The following is an 18,082-nucleotide window of genomic DNA, read 5'->3' on the forward strand; positions in this document are numbered from 1 at the left end:
TGAAACGAGGTCGACCCGGCACACCTACAGCGAATCGGTCAAGGACGTGGCACTGGCCGCGACCGCCCGAGGCTTCCGCGACCTCCTACAGGCGCGGAGCCTCCTCACCGAGGGGTCGATCGTCCGCGCCATGGTGCTGGCCAGGACAGACGACACCCATCGCCTGAACCGGCGGAAACGCCGCCTCCTGAAGGACCGAACGTCCCTTGCGAACGGGACCTTCGCGCGTACCGCCGCCGGACGCCGGCCGGGAGGCTGGAAGTGTCAGCCCCCTCTGGAGAAGGTGAGTGCGATGCGCAAGAAGGTGCTCGTCCTCGGCGGCAACTTCGGTGGCCTGACCGCCGCGCTCAGCGTCAAACACGCCTTGGACGGCGATGTGGACGTCACGGTGGTGTCGGCGTCGGACCGGTTCCTGTTCAACCCCTCGCTCATCTGGGTCCCGTTCGGCAAGCGATCCGAAGACGACATCACCTTTCCGCTCGCCCCGACCTTCGGCATGCACGGCGTGGAGTTCGTCCACGCAGAGGCCAAGGCCATCGCTCCCATCGCGAAACGGGTGGACACGACCGCGGGAACCTACGACTACGACTACCTGGTCATCGCCACCGGCTACCGCAATGACATGGCCGTCGTGCCCGGCCTGGAGCCCGCCAACGGCGTCCACACCATCACCACGCTCCCCGACGCCGAGCGGGCTGGCGAGGCATGGCGCCGGTTCCTCGACGACCCCGGACCGGTCGTCATCGGCGCCACCCAGGGAACCGGCTGCTTCGGCGCCGCCTACGAGTTCCTGTTCAACACCGCCCACCAACTCAAAAAGGCGGGGCTGAAGAAGCGCGTTCCGCTGACCTACGTGACCGCCGAACCCTTCCTCGGGCACTTCGGCATCGGAGGGCTTCCCGGCGGCGAACGCCTCCTCAAACTGTTCTGCAAGAAAGAGGGCATCCAGGTCATCACCGGTACGGCGCTGGCCGAAGCGTCCCCCGGCCGGCTCGTGCTGGACGACGGCGGCAAGCTCGACTTCGCCTACGCGATGATCATCCCCCCGTTCCTCGGGCAGGAGGTCGTCGCCGGCACTCCCGGGCTGGCCGACACCAAGGGCTTCGTCCCGGTGCGCGACACCTACCAGTCGATCGCCCACCCCAGCATCTACGCCGTCGGCATCGCCGCCGCCGTGACCGTCCCGTGGACCACCGCGATCCCGGTCGGCGTACCCAAGACCGGCTTCCCCACCGAGGTCCAGGCGCGCGTCGCCGCCGACAACATCGCCGCCCGCATCCGCGGCGAGGAGCAGGCGCGCCACAAGGACTTCGGTGCAATCCCCGCCGTCTGCGTCATGGACGCCGGCAACAACGGCGTCATGATCCTGGCCGACCGCATGCTCCCACCGCGCAAGGCCGGCGTGCTGATCCCCGGCCCCCAGGCCCACGCAGCCAAGCTGGCCTTCGAGAAGTACTTCCTGTGGAAGGCCCGCAACGGCTACGTCCGCCTGCCCTGACCACGTCCGCCGGCCACCCGGCCGTCGAATGCGAGGAGGCGACATGACCATCCGACAGGAGCCGAAACGCACCGGCAACACCGCCCCGGCGCGGGTGACCGTTCTGATCGGTGACGCCCGCGAGGCGTGCAGAGGCTACGAAGTGACGTCCCCCACCCGGCTGATGCGTGCCTGGCGGTTGCTCACCGCCGTGAACGAGGAACTCCACTCCGACGGCATCGACGATGTGGGTGCCCGCCGGACGGCCCTGGTGTTCAACGCTCTCCGGGACGAAGTCGTCCGGTCGATCTCGCCGCAGCTCGCCGCGGAAGTGCGCGAGCTGCTCCCGCCGCTGGACGAGGACTCCGGCGTCGCCGGGACGCGCGCGGCGTGCTCGGGCGCGCTCGGCTGGCTCGACAGCCTGATGACCGCGATGCTCATGCAGCTCGCCGAGCAGGGCGACCGACTCGTCCAGGAAAACGGGCCGCCGTCCGGCAATCAGCCCCTGGGACGAGCCTCGCGGAACCGACCCGCCTCACGCCCGTAGATCCGGTCCTCGGTCTTCTCTTCGTCGGTTCGCTGATCGACATGGCCTGCGGCGCCCGCCACCGCAGGCGGTTCAGCGACCGATACCGGCGTGGACGATTCATCCATGCGCGCATTCGGCGCGCAACTTCGGCACGGCAATCCCGGCCGACCAATCACTTCACAAACCCCACCACAAGTTGTTATCGATCGATTACCCTTAGCCGTGCATTTGAGGCTGGGTAGAACTGGCCAGGACGAACTGGGCGACCGGGCGCATGAGGGGGGCGCCCGGCCGCCCTGCTCCTTCGGGCCGTTATTTCCGGTCGGTGCTCGCCATGGCTCTCCAAGCGGTGTTCGCGGCAGTCGATCTCATGCTCCAGTGGGATGGCCGCAGGGAGGAACACGGTGGCGACGGTTCCAGCGGCGAAGTTCGTCGGTGCCCCAGACGATGAGCGGGAACGCGGCGATGATGGCCAGGACGTCCCAGGGCAGTGCGGCGGTGCCGAACAGGTGCTGCAGCGGCGGGAGGTAGATCAGGGCGGCGGCGAACAGCAGTTCGAAGGCGATGCCGGCCAGTAGCAGCGGGTTGGTGGTGAGACCTACCTCGCGGAGCGAGGCGTGGTCGGTGCGGGCGGCCAGGGCGGTGCCGATCTGGCAGGTGACCAGGCCGGCGAACGTCGCGGTGGTGGCGGTCAGGTAGGCGTGGTGCAGGGCGGCGCCCTTGCCTGTGGGGTCGCCGGGGTGCCAGCCGGCGCGCCACAGGACGTAGAAGAACACGAGCATGACCAGGGCGGCGGAGACCAGGCCGAGGTAGCCCCAGGCGCGGATCAGCATGTCGCGGGAGATGACGCCTTGGGAGGATCGGCGCGGCGGGCGGTTCATGATGCCGGGCTCGGCGGGTTCGCGGCCGAGCGCGAGCGCGGGCAGCGTCTCGGTCCCCAGGTCGATCGCGAGGATCTGCAGCACGGTGAGCGGGAGGGGCACCAGGCCGCCGCTGAGTGCGAACACCAGGAACGGGACGATCTCCGGGACGGCGTGGGCGAAGATGTACAGGATGAACTTGCGGACGTTGTCGTAGACGCGGCGCCCGGATTCGATCGCGCTGACGATGGTGGCGAAGTTGTCGTCGGTCAGCACCATGGTGGACGCTTCGCGGGCCACGTCGGTGCCCGAACGCCCCATCGCCACGCCGATGTGGGCCTGGTGCAGGGCGGGCGCGTCGTTGGCGCCGTCCCCGGTCATCGCCACGACCTGGCCGTGCGCGCGCAGCGCGTCGGCGACCTTCAGCTTGGTCTCCGGGGACGAGCGAGCGAAGACGATCTCCGCATTGCCAGTCAGCAGCTCGTCCAGCTCGTGGTCGTGGATCTGCTCAGATTCGGCAACCACGTGCAGCCGGGGGACGCCGATGCCCACTTCCGCCGCAACGGCGGCAGCCGTGGCGCCGTTGTCGCCGGTGACGATATGGACACGCAGCCCGGCGTCGTGGCAGCGGCGCACCGCGTCGGCGACCTGCGGGCGCGGCGGGTCGTAGAGCCCGACCAGACCGAGGAGTCGGAGCCCGGTCTCGGCCTCCTCCCGGCGCTCGGGCACCTCGGCGTCGGCCGGAAGATCCCGGACGGCCACCGCCAGCACCCGGAGTCCCCGGCGGGCGAGGTCGTCCACGACGGCCATGACCGCGGCGTGGTCAGCACCGGTGGTGCGGGCCAGGACGGCCTCGGGCGCGCCCTTGGCATAGACGGTGAGGTGGTCGCCGCGCTGCCCGACCGTGGACATCAGCCGCAGCCGCGCGTCGAACCGGAAGATCGCGCGGCGCTGGCCGTCACGTGCCGCCAGCCGCGCCGCGACGTCCGGGCCGGCTCCCTCGACCAGGGCGATCTCGGTCGGGTCACCCTGCAGGTCGCCGTTCTCGGCCAGGAAGACCGTGGTGCATTCGGTCATCGCCTGCGCGAGCTCGGCGGGCGGGGCCTCGCCGGTGACGATTCCGGCGTCCGGGGTCCAGTGAGCCTGCAGGCGCATCCGGTTCTGGGTCAGGGTGCCGGTCTTGTCGGTGCAGATGACATTGGTGGAGCCGAGCGTCTCGACCGCGCTGAGCCGCTTGACGACCGCGCCCCGCTTCGCCAGAACGCGCACGCCGACCGCCAGCGCCAGGGTGATGGTCGGCAGGAGGCCCTCAGGAACGTTGGCGACCAGCAACCCGATCGCGAACATCAGCGCGTCCCTCAGCGGCAGCCCGACCAGCGCGCCGATCAGCAGGAAGACGATACCCATGCCGACCGCGACCGCCGCGATCAGCCAGGCCACCTTCTTGACCTGCACTTCCAGGGGACTGTCGCGGCGCGGCGAGCGCTGGCTGAGCGCGGCGATGCGCCCCAGTTCGGTGTGCCCGCCGGTCGCGAACACGATCGCCTGTGCATCGCCGCCGGTGCAGGTCGTCCCGGAGAACACCAGGTTCGGCTCACGCAGCAGCGGCGCGCCCTCCTCAGCGGCGGCCGCGACCCGCTCCACCGGCGCCGACTCGCCGGTCAGCATCGACAGGTCGACCTCCACCGCCCCGTCGGTCAACCGCGCGTCGGCCGGGACCTTGTCGCCTTCCGCCAGCACGATCAGATCGCCCGGCACCAGCCCGGCCGCCTCCACGGCCTGCCGCCGCCCGTCCCGGATGACATGGGCCTGCTCGGGCAGGTAGGCCGCCAGCGCCTCCACCGCTCGTTCGGCCTGGTGCTCCTGCAGCAGCGCGAACACGGCGTTGATCAGGATGACCGCGAGGATCGCCCAGCCCAGCACGGACATTCCGGCGATGAACGCCAGCGCGCCCGCCCCCCACAGCAGCAGCGCCAACGGGTGGGCGAGCTGGCCCGACAGCAGCCGCACCAGCGACCGCTTCTCCCGCCGCCGCACCTGGTTGGGCCCGTACACCGCGAGCCGCCGGGCCGCCTCCCGCGCCGACAGGCCCCGGTCGCCGGTGCCGAGCTCCTTGCGTAGCAGCGGCAGCGGCTCCCGCGGATCGGCGCTCGGCTCGGCTGCACCGGTCGCGGTCCCTGGGTGATGTCGTCTCGCGGGCATGGCTCAGCGGAGTCGGCGCAGGTAGGGGTCCCACCTGCGGCGGGGTACGAGACGGATGCGGGCATCGACGGCCACGACCCCGTCCGGCCGGACGATCGTGGGGTTGAGGTCCAGTTCGCTGACCTCCGGGTGGTCGGCCGCCAATCTCGACAGCCGCAGCAGCACCTCTTGCAGCCGCTCGATGTCACCGGGCGGGCGGGCCGAGTGGCCGAGCAGCAGGGCCGACAGTCGTGGGGCCCGGACCAGCTCGCTGGCATCGCGCGTGGTGAGCGGCGCGAGCCGGGCGGCGCGGTCGGCCAGCGCATCGGTGTCGACGCCCCCGGCCCCGAAGATCACCACTGCTCCGAACACCTCGTCCTGGACGGCGCCGCACAACACCTCGACACCCTGGTCCGCCATAGCCTGGACGAGCATGCCCCTCAGATCGTCGCCGAACCGCTCGGACAGCCGGCCGAAGGCGGCACGGACGGCCTGCTCCCCGTCCAGATCGAGTTCCAGCGCACCCGCCTCGGACTTGTGCACCACGTTCGGGACGTGTGCCTTCAGCGCCACCGAGCCGCACAGGTCACGGGCTGCCTCGGCCGCCTCGTCCTCGGTCCGGGCCCAGCGCCACGACGCGACCGGCAGATCGTAGGACTCCAGCAGGCGGTACGTCTCGGCGGGCGGCAGCCAGCCGCCGTCCGGCTCGCCGGTCAAGTACCCGTCGATGATGCCGGCCGCCTCGTCCGCCCGCAGACCGGGCAGCGTGGGCGGTGACTCCTGCGGGAGGTCTCGCCCGCGTGCGTACCTCCAGGCGTGGGCGAGCGCACGCGCGGCGTTCTCCGGGTAGGCGTAGCACGGAACCGCGTCATCGTTGATCGTGACCGTCTCGGCCTGCCCGAGCACCACCGCCGCCAACGGCTTGCGGCAGTTGCGCAGCGCGCTCCGCAAATCGCCCAGGGCGGTCGGCACCACCAGCGCCAGCACGGCGTCCACGGCGCCGTCCGCGGCGACCAGCTCGATCGCCTCGCGGAACGCATCGGCCGATACGGCGGCCGTGGTGTCGACGGGATTGCCGACCGCCGCGCAGGACGGCAGGACGCGGGCGAGAACGCGCCGGGTGGCCTCGTCCACGACCGGAACGGTCAACCCGGCATCGCTGCAGGCATCCGCGGCCAGCACCCCGGCTCCGCCCGCGTTCGACACCACCGCCACCCGCGGCCCGCCCGGCAGCGGCTGCGTCGCCAGCAGCGCGGCGGCGTCGACCAGCTCACCGAGGTCGTCGGTGGCCACGATGCCGGCCTGCTCGAACAGCGCCCGGCGGGTCAGATCCGGGGTCGCGGCCGCCGCCGTGTGCGAGGCCGCAGCCCGGCTGCCGGGCGCCGACCGCCCCGCCAGGACGGTAAGCAGCGGCATCTTCGCGGTGACCCGGCGCGCCGTCCGCGCGAACTTGCGGGGATTGCCGAACGACTCCACGTGCAGGACGCCGAGCCGGGTCGTCTCGTCCGACTCCCACCACATGAGCAAGTCGTTGGCGCTGACGTCGTACTTGTCGCCCACCGAGGCGAACGTGGAGACCCCGATGCCGAGCCGGGACAACTCCTCGATCAGGGCGATCCCAACACCGCCCGACTGGACCGCCACGCCCGCGTCCCCGAACACGGCCCGCCGGGCGGCGAACGTCGCGTCCAGCCGGATCCCGGTGTTGGCGATGCCCAGGCAGTTCGGACCGACCAGCCGCATGCCGTACTCCCGGCAGACCGCCAGCAGACCGCGCCCCTGGTCGGCCGACAGCCCGGAACTGACCACCACCAGCGCGGAGATCCCGAACCGCCCGCACGCGGCCGCCACACCCGGCACCGACGACGCGGGCACCGCGACCACCGCAAGATCAGGCGCCTCCGGCAGATCGGCCAGCGTCCCCACGCATGGCGCGCCATGCATTTCGGTCCCGGCACAGTGCGGGTTCACCGCGTACACGGCGCCCTTGAAGCCGCCCGCGACGATGTTGTGCAGCAGTTCGGCGCCGACCGTCCCGCGTTTGCGGGACGCTCCGATGACCACGACGGACCGGGGCCGCAGCAGCGGCTCCAGACTCGCCACGTCCGCCCGCCGCTCGCGCTCGGCGACCGCGTCCAGGTACCCGTCGTCGCAGGTCAGCGGGACCGTCAGCTCGACGACACCCGCGGACGTCCGCTGCCGGGCCGCCATCCCGGCGTCGGCGAACACCCGCAGCATCGCGCTGTTCTCCGGCAGCGTGTCGGCCCGAAAGGCCACCAGCCCGCCGGCGCGGGCCAGCGAACCGAGGTGCTCCAGCAGCAGAGTCCCGACGCCCCGGTGGTGCATCCGATCGGCGACCGCCATCGCGACCTCGGCCTCCCCCGGCACACCGGTCGGCTCGTACTCCGCGACACCGACCAAGTCGCCGTGCAGCCAGGCGCCGAGCGCCGCATGATCAGCCCCGTCCGCCCGGCAGACACGTCCGGCCACCTCGCCCGCCATCGCGCGGTTGAGCCCGAAGAACCGCAGGTACAGGCTCTCCTCGCACAGCCCCTCATGCAACTCGCGCACCGCGTCCAAGTCCCCCGCACCGAGCCGCCTGATCTCGATCTGCGTACCGTCGGTCAGCAGCGCGAACGCCCGCGCACCAGAAAGCCGCTCCGTCATGTTCTCAGCGTCCTGCGCGACCGATCGCCGATCAGCGCCCCAAGGTCACCCGTAACCAGGACCATGGTCCCCACCTCCAGATTCCCGAGCCGAGTTCAGGTGAACCGAACATCGCCCACTCCCCGGCACAGGCCGTTCGAACTGCCGTCAGCGGCCAGTCGTCCGGGGCCGACCAAGAGCCCGCCGACGGGACACAGCGATGCGGGAACGTCGCCAAACCTTCGGATACCTTCAGTCCCATCCGGCACAATCTGCGGCTATGAGGCTGACCCCGGGAATCACCCTTGACTACGCCGACGACGTGCTCCGCCGGGCTGAAACAACATGGACCAACGCGCAGGGCGCGCAAGACCGCTACCAGGCCTACACCGATGCGGTCAACGACACCTATCCCACGCTGAAGCAGGTCTTCGCCGCTCCAGACATCGGCGGTGATCTGCACTCCACCGCTTACTGGAACCTGCTGTCGATCGGTAAACCTCCCTGGCAGGGGCCGGCTTCACCGCAGACCCTTCCACAGCGGCGAACATCTCCCGAACACTGCGCGCAGAGAACGGGGCACTCGCCACCGAGATCGAAACCCAGGTGAAGGCCCTCACACAGGCACGCAACGAACTGGAGGAATTGAAGAAGCTCGCGGTCCGGCTTGCCTGTGGTATACAACACCAACATGCTTAACCATTGGCGGCAGCCCAGCGATATCCGATGGCATGAGGTCCTCAAGACACAAGGTGAAGACGCCACCCTCGCCCGCCTCGTGATCCCATTGCAAGTGATCGACGAACTGGATCGCCAGAAATACGGCCCGAAAAAAAGCGATCTCGCACGTAAAGCGGCCACCGCCATCCGCTTCTTGGAACGCGCCTTCAAGGACACCTCGCTCGGGCAAGCGGTCCGATTGCACGCCGACGCCACGTTGGAGGTGTGGGTCGACAATCTTCACCCGGAGACAGGTGCCCGGGTGCTGACCGACGATATCGGCATGCGCCTGCGCGCTCGCGCCCGGCGGATGGGTCTGAAGGTAGGGCGCTTGCCGGGAGACCACCGAAAGAAGGGCACAGCCCTCGATGAGGCACCGCAGCAGTAAACCTTTTTCAGCGTGCGTTGAGTTCGCGGTACTCTCGGACATGGACGGCCTTGGCCAGGTGACGGGCTCGGTGGGCCCGGCAACGTAGGTGCTTGTCGCGATTGCTCGAGTGGAACGGCCGGTCGGCCTTCACTCGGTCGATGGTGATCCGCGTGCCGTCTATGACCAGGTGGAGCAGGCCGTCCTTCTTGGAGGGGCCGGCATTTCATGATCTCAACCACTGCTTTCCAGCTTCACAACTGATCATTATCAATGGTCGCCATCAGGCTCGAATGTATGACGGGAATGTCCAGGTTGATCAATATTGACCGCAGAACGTGATGGCAGGAGCACGCCGCCGCCTCGGGCGGTCTCCATGACGATGAGCACGACTGCCTGGGCGATGACGACGCTTGTGACCACGGTTGCAACGACACCGCGGGCCGCGACCGGGGCAGACCCGAGGTTGTACGCCGCGTGCCAGCAGGCCACGGCCAGCACGCTTCCCGTGTGGTTGAAGATCCACGCGAGCACCACCGCGCCACTGAACATTCCGATCAGAAACCCCACGACGGTCGCCGCACTGAAACTACGAAAAGACTCCACGACCCAGAACAGCGGCAGATGCCAGCCCGCCCACACCACCGTCAGCAGCATGACCGCGGGAATCGGCCTCATACGTCTCTGCAGCCGGGGGAGCAGAAGGCCCCGCCACCCCGTTTCCTCCCCGAAGCCGTTCACCACGACGAGCAGGACCGTGAGCACCGCCACACCCGCACCACCGGCGAGGGTGGGAAACCCGTTCACAGAGCCCAGATCGGTCACCGATGGCCAGGCTCCGGTCATCAGCCCGTTCGCGCTGAAGACCACCATCGTCAGCAGCAGCGGGCTGAGCGTCACCAGCCACCAGCCTGCGCCGATTCGCCAGCAGCTCATGCTCCGCAGCAACTGCTGCAAGCCGAGCCGGCCAGCGACGGTCGATTCCACCAGCAGCGCCGCGAGCATCGGACCGAGCAGGCCGGGAAGGTGAGTCGGCGTGAACCCTGACCGCACCACATCGCCGCCCACCGCCAGCGGCACCCACCATGCCCAACTCAACGCGTACGCGAGAGCCACGTAGGTCACCACAGGCCGCCAACTCGATAATCCCTGTCCACGCATCACTTACTCCGCTGTTGCGCTATCCATACCGGTCAGCGCGTGCAAACGGCCCTGACGAAGTGGCCTACGGCCTCTCCGGGCATGTTGCGCGCCAGGTCGGCCTCGCTGATCATGCCGACCAACCGATGACGGTCGATGACCGGCAGACGGCGGATACGGTGTTCCTCCATGAGGTAGAGCACATCCTTGACATCGGTATCGGGCTCGACGGTGACCGGTCGGGCACAGACGAGCCGCCCTACGCTGACGGTGAGGGGATCGAGCCCCTCCGCCACGCACCGAACCACGATGTCGCGGTCGGTGAGAATACCGTGGAGCCTGTCATTGTCGCCGCAGACCGGCAGCGCGCCGATATCCAGGTCGCGCATCCGCTGCGCCGCCGAGGCGATGGTGTCGTGCTCATCGACACAAGTGGCGCCGAGGTGCATGATGTCCCGGGCAGTGGTCATGAGGCCCTCCTCGCCTCTTGAAGCCGGAGTGAACGTCGTCCGGCGTGACAAGATCACCTGCCCGCACAGTGCCTCAGTGAGTGCATCGGCAGACAGGGGCGAAGGTCCCGCGTACCCGCATCTCCCTGGTGTCCTGCCGCTGTGCTCGCGTTTGTGCCGGTTCCTCGGCGATGCGCGGTAAGGCCAGTTCGGTCATCCGAGAGGGATGAGCAATTGGCCGACATCGCCGCCGAAGCCACCCGCAGCGGCCACGCTGGCCCTTCTTGAGTCGAGGCGGCGCAGCCAGGCCGAATCCACGGAAGACGATGATCGGGGCATATGCGCGGGGAAGTCGCCTGCGGCGTCGGACCATGCCGTCCCGGCACCTGCGACCGGGCCGTGCGCCACCGTGTACCCACGCAAGCGTACGGTGGTGCCCAACACCCATCCCGGGCCAGGTGCGTTCCAAGCGAACGGAGCCCGTCATTCAGTGCTGAGGACATCGGTGACCGGGCGTCGGCGGCTGTGCTGGTGGCGTGCCACGTTGCCGAGGCGCAGCAGCATCTGCGGATGGCCGCACACCAGGTCGCGACGGATCGCAGCACGTAGGTCGGGCAGTTCCAGCGGCTGCGTGTGGAAGGCCGCGCTCACGTCCAGGGTCGCCGCGTGCAGCAGCACATGCTGGAGGGCCTGGCCGGCGAGCAACCAGTCCACCCGCCTGTCCTCACGGGTGGTCAGCACCGCCACGGTCCCCACGGCGGCGGGGGCGGTCTCCTGATCGATCTCTCGGCCGCCTCCACGGTGCCGGAATCCCCCTGGCGCGCCGGCGGCGATGTCCCGCCAAGGCAACTCCACGCCGTCCGCCGAGACCGGGTAGGCGCCGGAGGCGAGGCCGTCGGGGCGCTCGCCGTCCGCCGGGGCCGTCCATGCCATCAGCTCACCGGCGATGCGGGGGTCACGGAGCTGAAGAGCCTCGGCGGCCTGGACGTGCTCGGCCAGTTGCCGGCGCTGCGCCTCGTACTTCACGACGCGGAGACCGACCCCCTCCCCCCGGGCGATGCCGGCCAGCACGGTCGACAGCATGGGCGGCAGCGGGGTCGCCAGGAACCGCCCGCGATGGGTGTGACGGTGCGGGATGGTGCGGTACAGCAGTTCCTCGTATGGCCGCGGGGCCGTCCTGGTCCCCCAGGTGATCCGCGCCAGCAGGCCGGGATGCGCCGGGTCGGGCAGCAGCCGCACCCGGGGGGTGAAGCCCAGGCGCCGGACGGCCAGCCGCGCGTTGAACAAGGACGCACCGCAGCTGATCAGCATCTCGCGTCCGCCCGGGTCGATGATCGGTAGCAGGCGTGTGCGGTCCGCCCATAGCTCCAGCCCGTCGAGGCGCTCGATGAACCGCCACGGCTGGGTGTTGTGGATGGACGGCGCCAGAATCGCCGCGCGGACGACGAAGCGTGCCGCCAGATCGGTCCGCTCGGAGCCGAGAGGTGTCGCGGGCGTGTCTCGACGCTCCGCCGCAAATCCTGTGGCGCTGACCATCTCGATGACCTCCCACCGCGCGTGTCCGGCCCTTACAGACTGCCGGGCCGACGCCGCGTCGGCATCGTGTCCAAGGTCCCCTCCGCCAGGACCTTCGGCCTGTCTGATCAGCGGGTGTCACCGTCCATGGCGTGCTCGGCCGCGTCCAGGACGGCGGCTCGCCCGGCCTCCAGGCGGGCGATCGGCACCCGGAACGGCGAGCAGGAGACGTAGTCCAGTCCCACCCGGTGGAAGTACCGTACGGAGGCCGGGTCTCCGGCGTGCTCACCGCAGACGCCCAGTTCGAGCCCGGGTCGCCGGGCCCGGCCCTCGGCCGCGGCGATCTCGATCAGGCGGCCGACGCCGTCGCGGTCCAAGGTCTCGAAGGGCGAGGCGCCGAAGACGCCCCTGTCCAGGTAGGCGGTGAAGAACTCGCCTTCGACGTCGTCGCGGGAGAAGCCCCACGTTGTCTGGGTGAGGTCGTTGGTGCCGAAGGAGAAGAACTGCGCAGCCTCGGCGATCGGACCGGCGGTGAGCGCGGCCCGGGGCAGCTCGATCATGGTGCCGATCGGCATGTCGAGCACGACGCCAGTCCGCGCGGCCACTTCGGCGAGCACTCGTTCGGCGTCCGCGCGGACGATCTCCAGCTCCCGCGCCGCGCCAACGAGCGGGATCATGATCTGCCCGCGCGGGTCGCCGCCCGCCCGGGCGCGTTCGGCGGCGGCCTCGGCGAGGGCCCGCACCTGCATGGCGAACAGCCCGGGGACGACCAGGCCGAGCCGGACGCCGCGCAAGCCCAGCATCGGGTTCTGCTCGTGCAGATGCCGCACGGCGGCCAGCAGCCGCCGGTCGTGCTCGACGGGCTCGCCCCGGGCATCGGCCAGTGCCACGCGCACCGAGAGCCCGGTCAGGTCGGGCAGGAACTCGTGCAGGGGCGGGTCGAGCAGCCGCACCGTGACCGGGAGACCGTCCATCTCTGCCAGGATCGTGGTGAAGTCCGCGCGCTGCAGCGGCAGCAGCGCGGCCAGGGCTTCGTCCCGTTCGGCATCGGTTTCGGCGAGGACCAGCCGTTCGATGAGCGGGCGGCGCTCGCCGAGGAACATGTGCTCGGTGCGGCACAGCCCAATGCCCTGCGCGCCGAAGCGCCGCGCTCGCGCGGCGTCCTGCGGCGTGTCGGCATTGGCCCGGACCTCCAGCCGCCGGACGGCGTCGGCACGGGACAGGATCCGGTGCACCGCCGCCACCAGCTCGTCCGCCTCCGGGCCTTGCGGGTCGAGCTCCCCCTCGAAGTACCGGACGACCGGGGACTGCACGACCGGCAACTCCCCCAGGTACACGGCACCGCTGGAGCCGTCCACGGAGATGACGTCGCCTTCCGCCACGACCGCTCCTCCAGGCGCGGTGAACCGGCGGCCTTCGGTGTCGACGTCGAGGCCCTCCACCCCGCACACGCAGGTGGTGCCCATGCCCCGGGCGACGACGGCGGCGTGCGAGGTCTTGCCGCCGCGACTGGTCACGATGCCTGTGGCGGCGATCATGCCGCCCAGGTCGTCGGGGTTGGTCTCGCGGCGCACCAGCACGACCCGCTCACCGGCGCGTGCCCGGTCCACGGCCGTCTTCGAGTCGAACACCGCCCGGCCGACCGCGGCGCCGGGCGAGGCCGCGATCCCGGTGGCGATCGGCGGGTTGTCCGCGCCCGCTGCGAAGCGCGGGAACGCCAGCCGGCTCAGCTGGTCGCCGCCGACCCGGGAGACGGCCTCGTCCATGCCGATGAGTCCCTCGTCGGCGAGCTGGACGGCGATGCGGAACGCGGCCTCGGCCGTGCGCTTGCCGACGCGGGTCTGCAGCATCCACAGCTTGCCGCGCTCGATGGTGAACTCGATGTCGCACAGGTCGCGGTAGTGGTTCTCCAGCGTCCGCATGGTCTGGAGGAGTTCGTCGTAAGAGCGCTTGTCGATGTGCTCCAGCTCCTGCAGCGGCACCGTGTTGCGCGTCCCGGAGACGACATCCTCGCCTTGGGCGTTGCGCAGATAGTCGCCGTAGACGCCGGCGTGCCCCGTGCCCGGGTCGCGGGTGAACGCCACACCCGTGCCCGAGTCCGCGCCCAGGTTCCCGAACACCATTGCCATGACATTGACCGCCGTGCCGAGGCTCTCCGGGATGTGCTCACGCCTGCGGTACAGCCTTGCCCGCTCCCCGTTCCAGGAATCGAAGACCGCGCGGATGGCCATGTCGAGTTGGGTGCGCGGATCCTGCGGGAAGGGACGTCCGGTGGCGGCGAGGACGATGCCCTTGAACTCCTCGACCAGGACCTTCAGCTCCTCGACGCCGAGATCCACGTCGGCGGCCGCGCCCTTGTGCAGCTTGGCCTTGTCCAGCGCCTCCTCGAAGCGCTCCCCCGCAACGCCGAGCACGGTCTTGCCGAACATCTGGATGAGCCGCCGGTAGGAATCCCAGGCGAACCGGGCGTCACCCGTCCGCGCGGCCAGCCCCGCGAGCGTCACGTCGTTCAGCCCGATGTTCAGGACGGTGTCCATCATTCCCGGCATGGAGAACTTCGCACCGGAGCGCACGGACACCAGCAGCGGATCGACGGGCTCCCCCAGGCTCCGTCCGGCCTTCTCTTCCAGAGCGGCCAGGTGCGTGCTCACGGCGTCCCGCAATCCCGCGGGTTCCCGGCGCGCGGCGAGGTACGCCCGGCACGCCTCGGTCGTGATCGTGAAGCCCGGAGGGACCGGCAGGCCGAGGCCTGCCATCTCGGCGAGGTTCGCGCCCTTGCCGCCCAGCAGGTCGTTCAGGTCCTTGCCGCCTTCGGCGAAGTCGTAGACAAGCTTCGGCACCGGACGTCTCCTCCCGCTCGTCGCCGATCACGGCGAGATCGGCACTCCGAGTTCGACTCTGCCTGGGGCATCCTCCGGATCAACGGGGCGAAGGTCCCGCAACGCCCCCCGAAGGACACCGCCTCTGGCGGCAGGGTGCCTCCGAGGCGCTCCGGCCCTGGTGACGCACGGCATCGGGACCCGCGGGGCCACGACCTTGGTCCCCGACCCGGCGGACCTTCGTCCCTACGGTGCCCGTCCCCGCGCGGCGGACCGTTGGCAGCGGATCTTCGCCGCCCGGGCCCGCGCCTGCGGAGCGGCGGCGGAGAACGGATTCGCCGACGGACGCGAGGAGGAACAGATGATGCGACGGCGACTGACAGCCATGGCGGCGGTGGCCGTCACCGGGCTCCTGGTGGCGACCGGGTGCGGTGGCGGCGACGAGAGCGGATCAAAATCCCATAAGGTCGAGGTCTTCTCCTGGTGGACCGGGCCGGGAGAGGCGGATGGCCTGGCCGCCATGGTGGACGACTTCAAGAGCGGCAACCCGGGCGTCGAGTTCGTCAACGCCTCGATCGCCGGCGGCTCCGGCACGCAGGCCAAGGCGGTGCTGGCCAGCCGGTTGCAGAACAACGAGCCGCCCGACTCCTTCCAGGGGCACGCGGGCGCAGAACTGCTCGACTACATCAAGGCCGGGCAGCTTGAACCGCTCGACTCCTTCTACGGCCAGAACGGACTGCGCAGCGTCTACCCGCGGCAGCTGCTCGACCAGATCACCTACCAGGGCCACATCTACTCGGTCCCGGTGAACATCCACCGCTCCAACGTCCTGTGGTACCACCCCGGGATCCTGCAGGAGGCGGGCATCTCCGGACCGCCCGCGTCGGTCGATGAGTTCATCGGCGACCTCAAGGCGGTCAAGGCCAAGACCGGCAAGATCCCGTTGTCCCTGGGCGCGCAGTGGACGGCCGACCACCTGCTGGAGAGCGTCCTGCTCGGCGACCTCGGCACCGACGGCTACAACGCCCTGTGGAAGAAGGGCGCCGACTGGAGCGGCCCGCAGGTGACCAAGGCGCTGCAGGACTTCGCCACGATCCACTCCTACACCACCACGGAGGCGGCCTCCACCGACTGGCAAGGCGCGGCCAAGAACGTCGTCGAGGGCAAGGCCGCGTTCACCGTCATGGGCGACTGGGCGTACGGCTACTTCGTGAACCCGGCGCCGAACGGGCTGGCCAAGAAGGCCGGCACCGACTTCAAGTGGGCGGCCTCACCGGGGACCGACGGCACCTACCTGTGGCTGTCCGACAGCTTCACCCTGCCGAAGGGCGCCCCCCATCGCGATGGCGCGATCGCGTGGCTGAAGGAAGCCTCCAGCAAGCGGGGCCAGGACCTGTTCAGTCCCAAGAAGGGGTCCATCCCGGCGCGCACTGATGCCGACAAGTCGCTCTACACCGGCTATCTCGGCTGGGCGTTCGAGCAGTGGCAGACCACAAAACTGGCCGGATCCTTCTGGCACGGGGTGACCGCCAACAACAAGTGGCACACCGACATCGACACCGCAGTGGGCCTGTTCTTGCAGAACAAGGACGCCGGCAAGCTCCAGAGCACGCTCGTCACCGCGGCGAAGAACGACGCCGCGTAGCGGCGGAGGGAACGTTCCCGTGGCACACGCGATACAGCGGAAGCACGCCCGGCTGCGGGCCAGGGTACGCGGCTGGCTGCCGGGCGTGCTGCTGGTCTCCCCCTCGATCCTCCTGGTGGGCCTGTTCGTGTACGGGCTGATCGGTTGGAACGTGCGGCTGGCGCTCAGCGGCAAGCACACCGAGATCGACCCCGAACGGTTCATCGGCTTCGGCAACCTCGCCAATCTCTGGAGCGACCCCAGCTGGCCCCTGGCGGTACGGCACGCCGTCCTGTTCACCGTGGTCTTCGTCGGAGGAACGCTGCTGCTCGGCTGGTTCCTGGCCTTCCTCATGGACAAGGGCGTCCGCGGGGAAGGCGGGTTCCGGGCGGTCTACCTGTTCCCCATGGCCGTCTCGTTCATCGCCAGCGGAGTCGTATGGCGCTGGCTGATGAACCCGGCGCCCACCGAGCGGGCGGTCGGGCTCAACCAGCTCTTCGGCAAACTCGGGCTCGGCGTGCTCGCCAACGACTGGTGGCAGAGCCAGAGCTGGGGCATGGCCGCGATGGCCGTCCCCGCGATATGGCAGATGACCGGCTACGTGATGGCCCTGTACCTCGCCGGGTTCCGCGGCGTGGACCAGGGCCTGCGGGAGGCTGCCCGGGTGGACGGCGCGTCGGAGTGGCAGGTCTACCGGTACGTGGTGTTCCCGCGGCTGCGGCCGGTGACGCTGTCCGCACTGATCATCCTGGGGCACATCTCGCTGAAGGTGTTCGACCTCGTCATCGCGATCGCGGGCAAGCAGATCATCGCCTACGTGCCCGCGGTCTCCATGTTCGTCGAGACCTTCGACCGCCATGACCCGGCCAACGGAGCGGCCATCGCCACCTACATGCTGCTCGCCGTCGCCGTGCTCATCATCCCCTACCTGATCTGGGTCGTCCGAAGCGAGCGGCGCTCATGAGCATCGAACCGACCTTGCGAACGGAACCGGCCGCAGCCGTGCCGCCGAAGTCCGCTCCGACAAGGGCCCACCGGCGCTGGCACGGGGCGCGGCCGGCGGCGTTCGTGCTGCTGCTGGCCTTCATGCTGGTCTTCCTGATTCCGGTGTACGTACTGGTCGTCACCAGCTTCAAACCGTTGGCCGAGGCGGATCCGAGCACTGCGTGGAGTCTGCCGCGGCACTGGAGCCTGGAAGGCTGGAAGCAGGCCTGGACCTCGCTGCGGCCCGGTCTGGAGAACAGCGTCAGAATCGCCGTGACCGGATCCCTGCTGTCCGCCGTGCTCGGCTCGATGAACGGCTTTGTCCTGTCCAAGTGGCGGTTCCCCGGCGCGGACGCGGTGTTCACCGCCCTGCTGTTCGGGATGTTCATCCCCTACCAGGCGGTCATGATCCCGCTGGCCGGGCTCATGGGCGACCTGCGGTTGACCGGGCAAGACGTGCCGCTGCTCGGCGCCACCCTCCCGCTGATCGTGGCGCACACCGTGTACGGCATCCCGATCTGCACACTGAGCTAATTCCAACCTCATTTGGCCTGGTGGTGCAGGGTGAGGATGGCTTGGACGATGGCGGTCAGGCGGCTTGGTGAGCAGCGGGCCTTCCGGAGAATGTGCCAGTGCTTGAGTGTCGCGGCGCCCTGTTCGCCGAGTGCGCGGACCTTGGCGTGGTGCCGGTTGAACAGCTTCTTGCGTTTGCCGAGCTTGCGGCGCTTGTCGCGCTTGTAGGGGGTGCCGATGGCGCCGCCGGCGCCGACG

14 protein-coding genes are annotated in these 18,082 nt (G+C 69.8%); 7 read left to right on the forward strand and 7 right to left on the reverse strand.

Annotated features, from left to right (window positions below; all coding sequences use genetic code 11):
* Positions 1 to 292: 292 nt before the first annotated feature.
* A complete protein-coding gene (locus tag ABFX46_RS37075) occupies positions 293 to 1,498 on the forward strand; it encodes an NAD(P)/FAD-dependent oxidoreductase (RefSeq protein ID WP_346048666.1) in 1,206 nt (401 codons plus the stop codon).
* Between the two features lie 43 nt (positions 1,499 to 1,541).
* The gene (locus ABFX46_RS37080; RefSeq protein ID WP_346048667.1) at positions 1,542 to 2,024 is read left to right on the forward strand and encodes a hypothetical protein; all 483 of its coding nucleotides are present in this window, start codon (positions 1,542 to 1,544) and stop codon (positions 2,022 to 2,024) included.
* Between the two features lie 350 nt (positions 2,025 to 2,374).
* Here the strand turns inward: ABFX46_RS37080 and ABFX46_RS37085 are convergent, their stop codons facing one another.
* Entirely contained in the window at positions 2,375 to 5,068 is a 2,694-nt protein-coding gene (locus ABFX46_RS37085) for a cation-translocating P-type ATPase (RefSeq protein WP_346048668.1), read from the reverse strand.
* Between the two features lie 3 nt (positions 5,069 to 5,071).
* Positions 5,072 to 7,714, reverse strand: a complete 2,643-nt coding sequence (locus ABFX46_RS37090; protein ID WP_346048669.1) for a bifunctional acetate--CoA ligase family protein/GNAT family N-acetyltransferase — start codon at positions 7,712 to 7,714, stop codon at positions 5,072 to 5,074.
* Between the two features lie 259 nt (positions 7,715 to 7,973).
* Between ABFX46_RS37090 and ABFX46_RS37095 the strand changes: the two genes are divergently transcribed.
* Both ABFX46_RS37095 and ABFX46_RS37100 read left to right on the forward strand, forming a co-directional pair.
* Positions 7,974 to 8,303: a hypothetical protein gene (locus ABFX46_RS37095; RefSeq protein WP_346048670.1), complete on the forward strand. Its 330-nt coding sequence runs from the start codon at positions 7,974 to 7,976 to the stop codon at positions 8,301 to 8,303.
* Positions 8,304 to 8,384: 81 nt separating this feature from the next.
* The gene (locus ABFX46_RS37100) at positions 8,385 to 8,801 is read left to right on the forward strand and encodes a PIN domain-containing protein (protein ID WP_346048671.1); all 417 of its coding nucleotides are present in this window, start codon (positions 8,385 to 8,387) and stop codon (positions 8,799 to 8,801) included.
* Positions 8,802 to 9,050: 249 nt separating this feature from the next.
* On the opposite strand, the gene ABFX46_RS37105 is transcribed toward ABFX46_RS37100, so the two are convergent.
* The 4 genes from ABFX46_RS37105 to ppdK form a co-directional block, all read right to left on the reverse strand.
* On the reverse strand, positions 9,051 to 9,896 hold the full coding sequence (locus ABFX46_RS37105) for a CPBP family intramembrane glutamic endopeptidase (RefSeq protein ID WP_346048672.1): 846 nt from the start codon (positions 9,894 to 9,896) through the stop codon (positions 9,051 to 9,053).
* Positions 9,897 to 9,973: 77 nt separating this feature from the next.
* Entirely contained in the window at positions 9,974 to 10,390 is a 417-nt protein-coding gene (locus ABFX46_RS37110) for a CBS domain-containing protein (RefSeq protein WP_346048673.1), read from the reverse strand.
* Between the two features lie 462 nt (positions 10,391 to 10,852).
* Positions 10,853 to 11,905, reverse strand: coding sequence for an Acg family FMN-binding oxidoreductase (locus tag ABFX46_RS37115; protein ID WP_346048675.1), 1,053 nt, complete (start codon positions 11,903 to 11,905; stop codon positions 10,853 to 10,855).
* Positions 11,906 to 12,012: 107 nt separating this feature from the next.
* Positions 12,013 to 14,724, reverse strand: a complete 2,712-nt coding sequence (ppdK, locus tag ABFX46_RS37120; protein WP_346048676.1) for a pyruvate, phosphate dikinase — start codon at positions 14,722 to 14,724, stop codon at positions 12,013 to 12,015.
* Between the two features lie 340 nt (positions 14,725 to 15,064).
* On the opposite strand from ppdK, the gene ABFX46_RS37125 reads away from it, so the two are divergent.
* The 3 genes from ABFX46_RS37125 to ABFX46_RS37135 are packed head-to-tail and all read left to right on the forward strand — an operon-like array spanning position 15,065 to position 17,845.
* A complete protein-coding gene (locus ABFX46_RS37125) occupies positions 15,065 to 16,348 on the forward strand; it encodes an ABC transporter substrate-binding protein (protein WP_346048678.1) in 1,284 nt (427 codons plus the stop codon).
* A 19-nt stretch (positions 16,349 to 16,367) separates the two neighbouring features.
* A complete protein-coding gene (locus ABFX46_RS37130; protein ID WP_346048679.1) occupies positions 16,368 to 17,291 on the forward strand; it encodes a carbohydrate ABC transporter permease in 924 nt (307 codons plus the stop codon).
* Complete coding sequence (locus tag ABFX46_RS37135; protein ID WP_346048680.1) at positions 17,288 to 17,845, forward strand: carbohydrate ABC transporter permease; 558 nt, start codon at positions 17,288 to 17,290, stop codon at positions 17,843 to 17,845. Before ABFX46_RS37130 ends, ABFX46_RS37135 begins: the two co-directional genes overlap by 4 nt.
* 8 nt (positions 17,846 to 17,853) lie before the next feature.
* Here ABFX46_RS37135 and ABFX46_RS37140 read toward each other — a convergent pair.
* On the reverse strand, positions 17,854 to 18,082 hold a 229-nt coding region (locus ABFX46_RS37140; protein WP_346048682.1), incomplete at its 5' end, for a transposase family protein.

Source organism: Actinomadura chokoriensis, from assembly GCF_039529475.1.
Lineage (GTDB): Bacteria > Actinomycetota > Actinomycetes > Streptosporangiales > Streptosporangiaceae > Spirillospora > Spirillospora bangladeshensis.

Bases quoted from the DNA above. Each gene is read 5' to 3' on its own strand.
- ABFX46_RS37075 (WP_346048666.1), top strand. From the start codon at position 293: ATGCGCAAGAAGGTGCTCGTCCTCGGCGGCAACTTCGGTGGCCTGACC.
- ABFX46_RS37090 (WP_346048669.1), bottom strand. From the start codon at position 7,714: ATGACGGAGCGGCTTTCTGGTGCGCGGGCGTTCGCGCTGCTGACCGAC.
- ABFX46_RS37135 (WP_346048680.1), top strand. From the start codon at position 17,288: ATGAGCATCGAACCGACCTTGCGAACGGAACCGGCCGCAGCCGTGCCG.
- ABFX46_RS37080 (WP_346048667.1), top strand. From the start codon at position 1,542: ATGACCATCCGACAGGAGCCGAAACGCACCGGCAACACCGCCCCGGCG.
- ABFX46_RS37085 (WP_346048668.1), bottom strand. From the start codon at position 5,068: ATGCCCGCGAGACGACATCACCCAGGGACCGCGACCGGTGCAGCCGAG.
- ABFX46_RS37115 (WP_346048675.1), bottom strand. From the start codon at position 11,905: ATGGTCAGCGCCACAGGATTTGCGGCGGAGCGTCGAGACACGCCCGCG.
- ABFX46_RS37095 (WP_346048670.1), top strand. From the start codon at position 7,974: ATGAGGCTGACCCCGGGAATCACCCTTGACTACGCCGACGACGTGCTC.
- ABFX46_RS37125 (WP_346048678.1), top strand. From the start codon at position 15,065: ATGATGCGACGGCGACTGACAGCCATGGCGGCGGTGGCCGTCACCGGG.
- ABFX46_RS37110 (WP_346048673.1), bottom strand. From the start codon at position 10,390: ATGACCACTGCCCGGGACATCATGCACCTCGGCGCCACTTGTGTCGAT.
- ABFX46_RS37100 (WP_346048671.1), top strand. From the start codon at position 8,385: ATGCTTAACCATTGGCGGCAGCCCAGCGATATCCGATGGCATGAGGTC.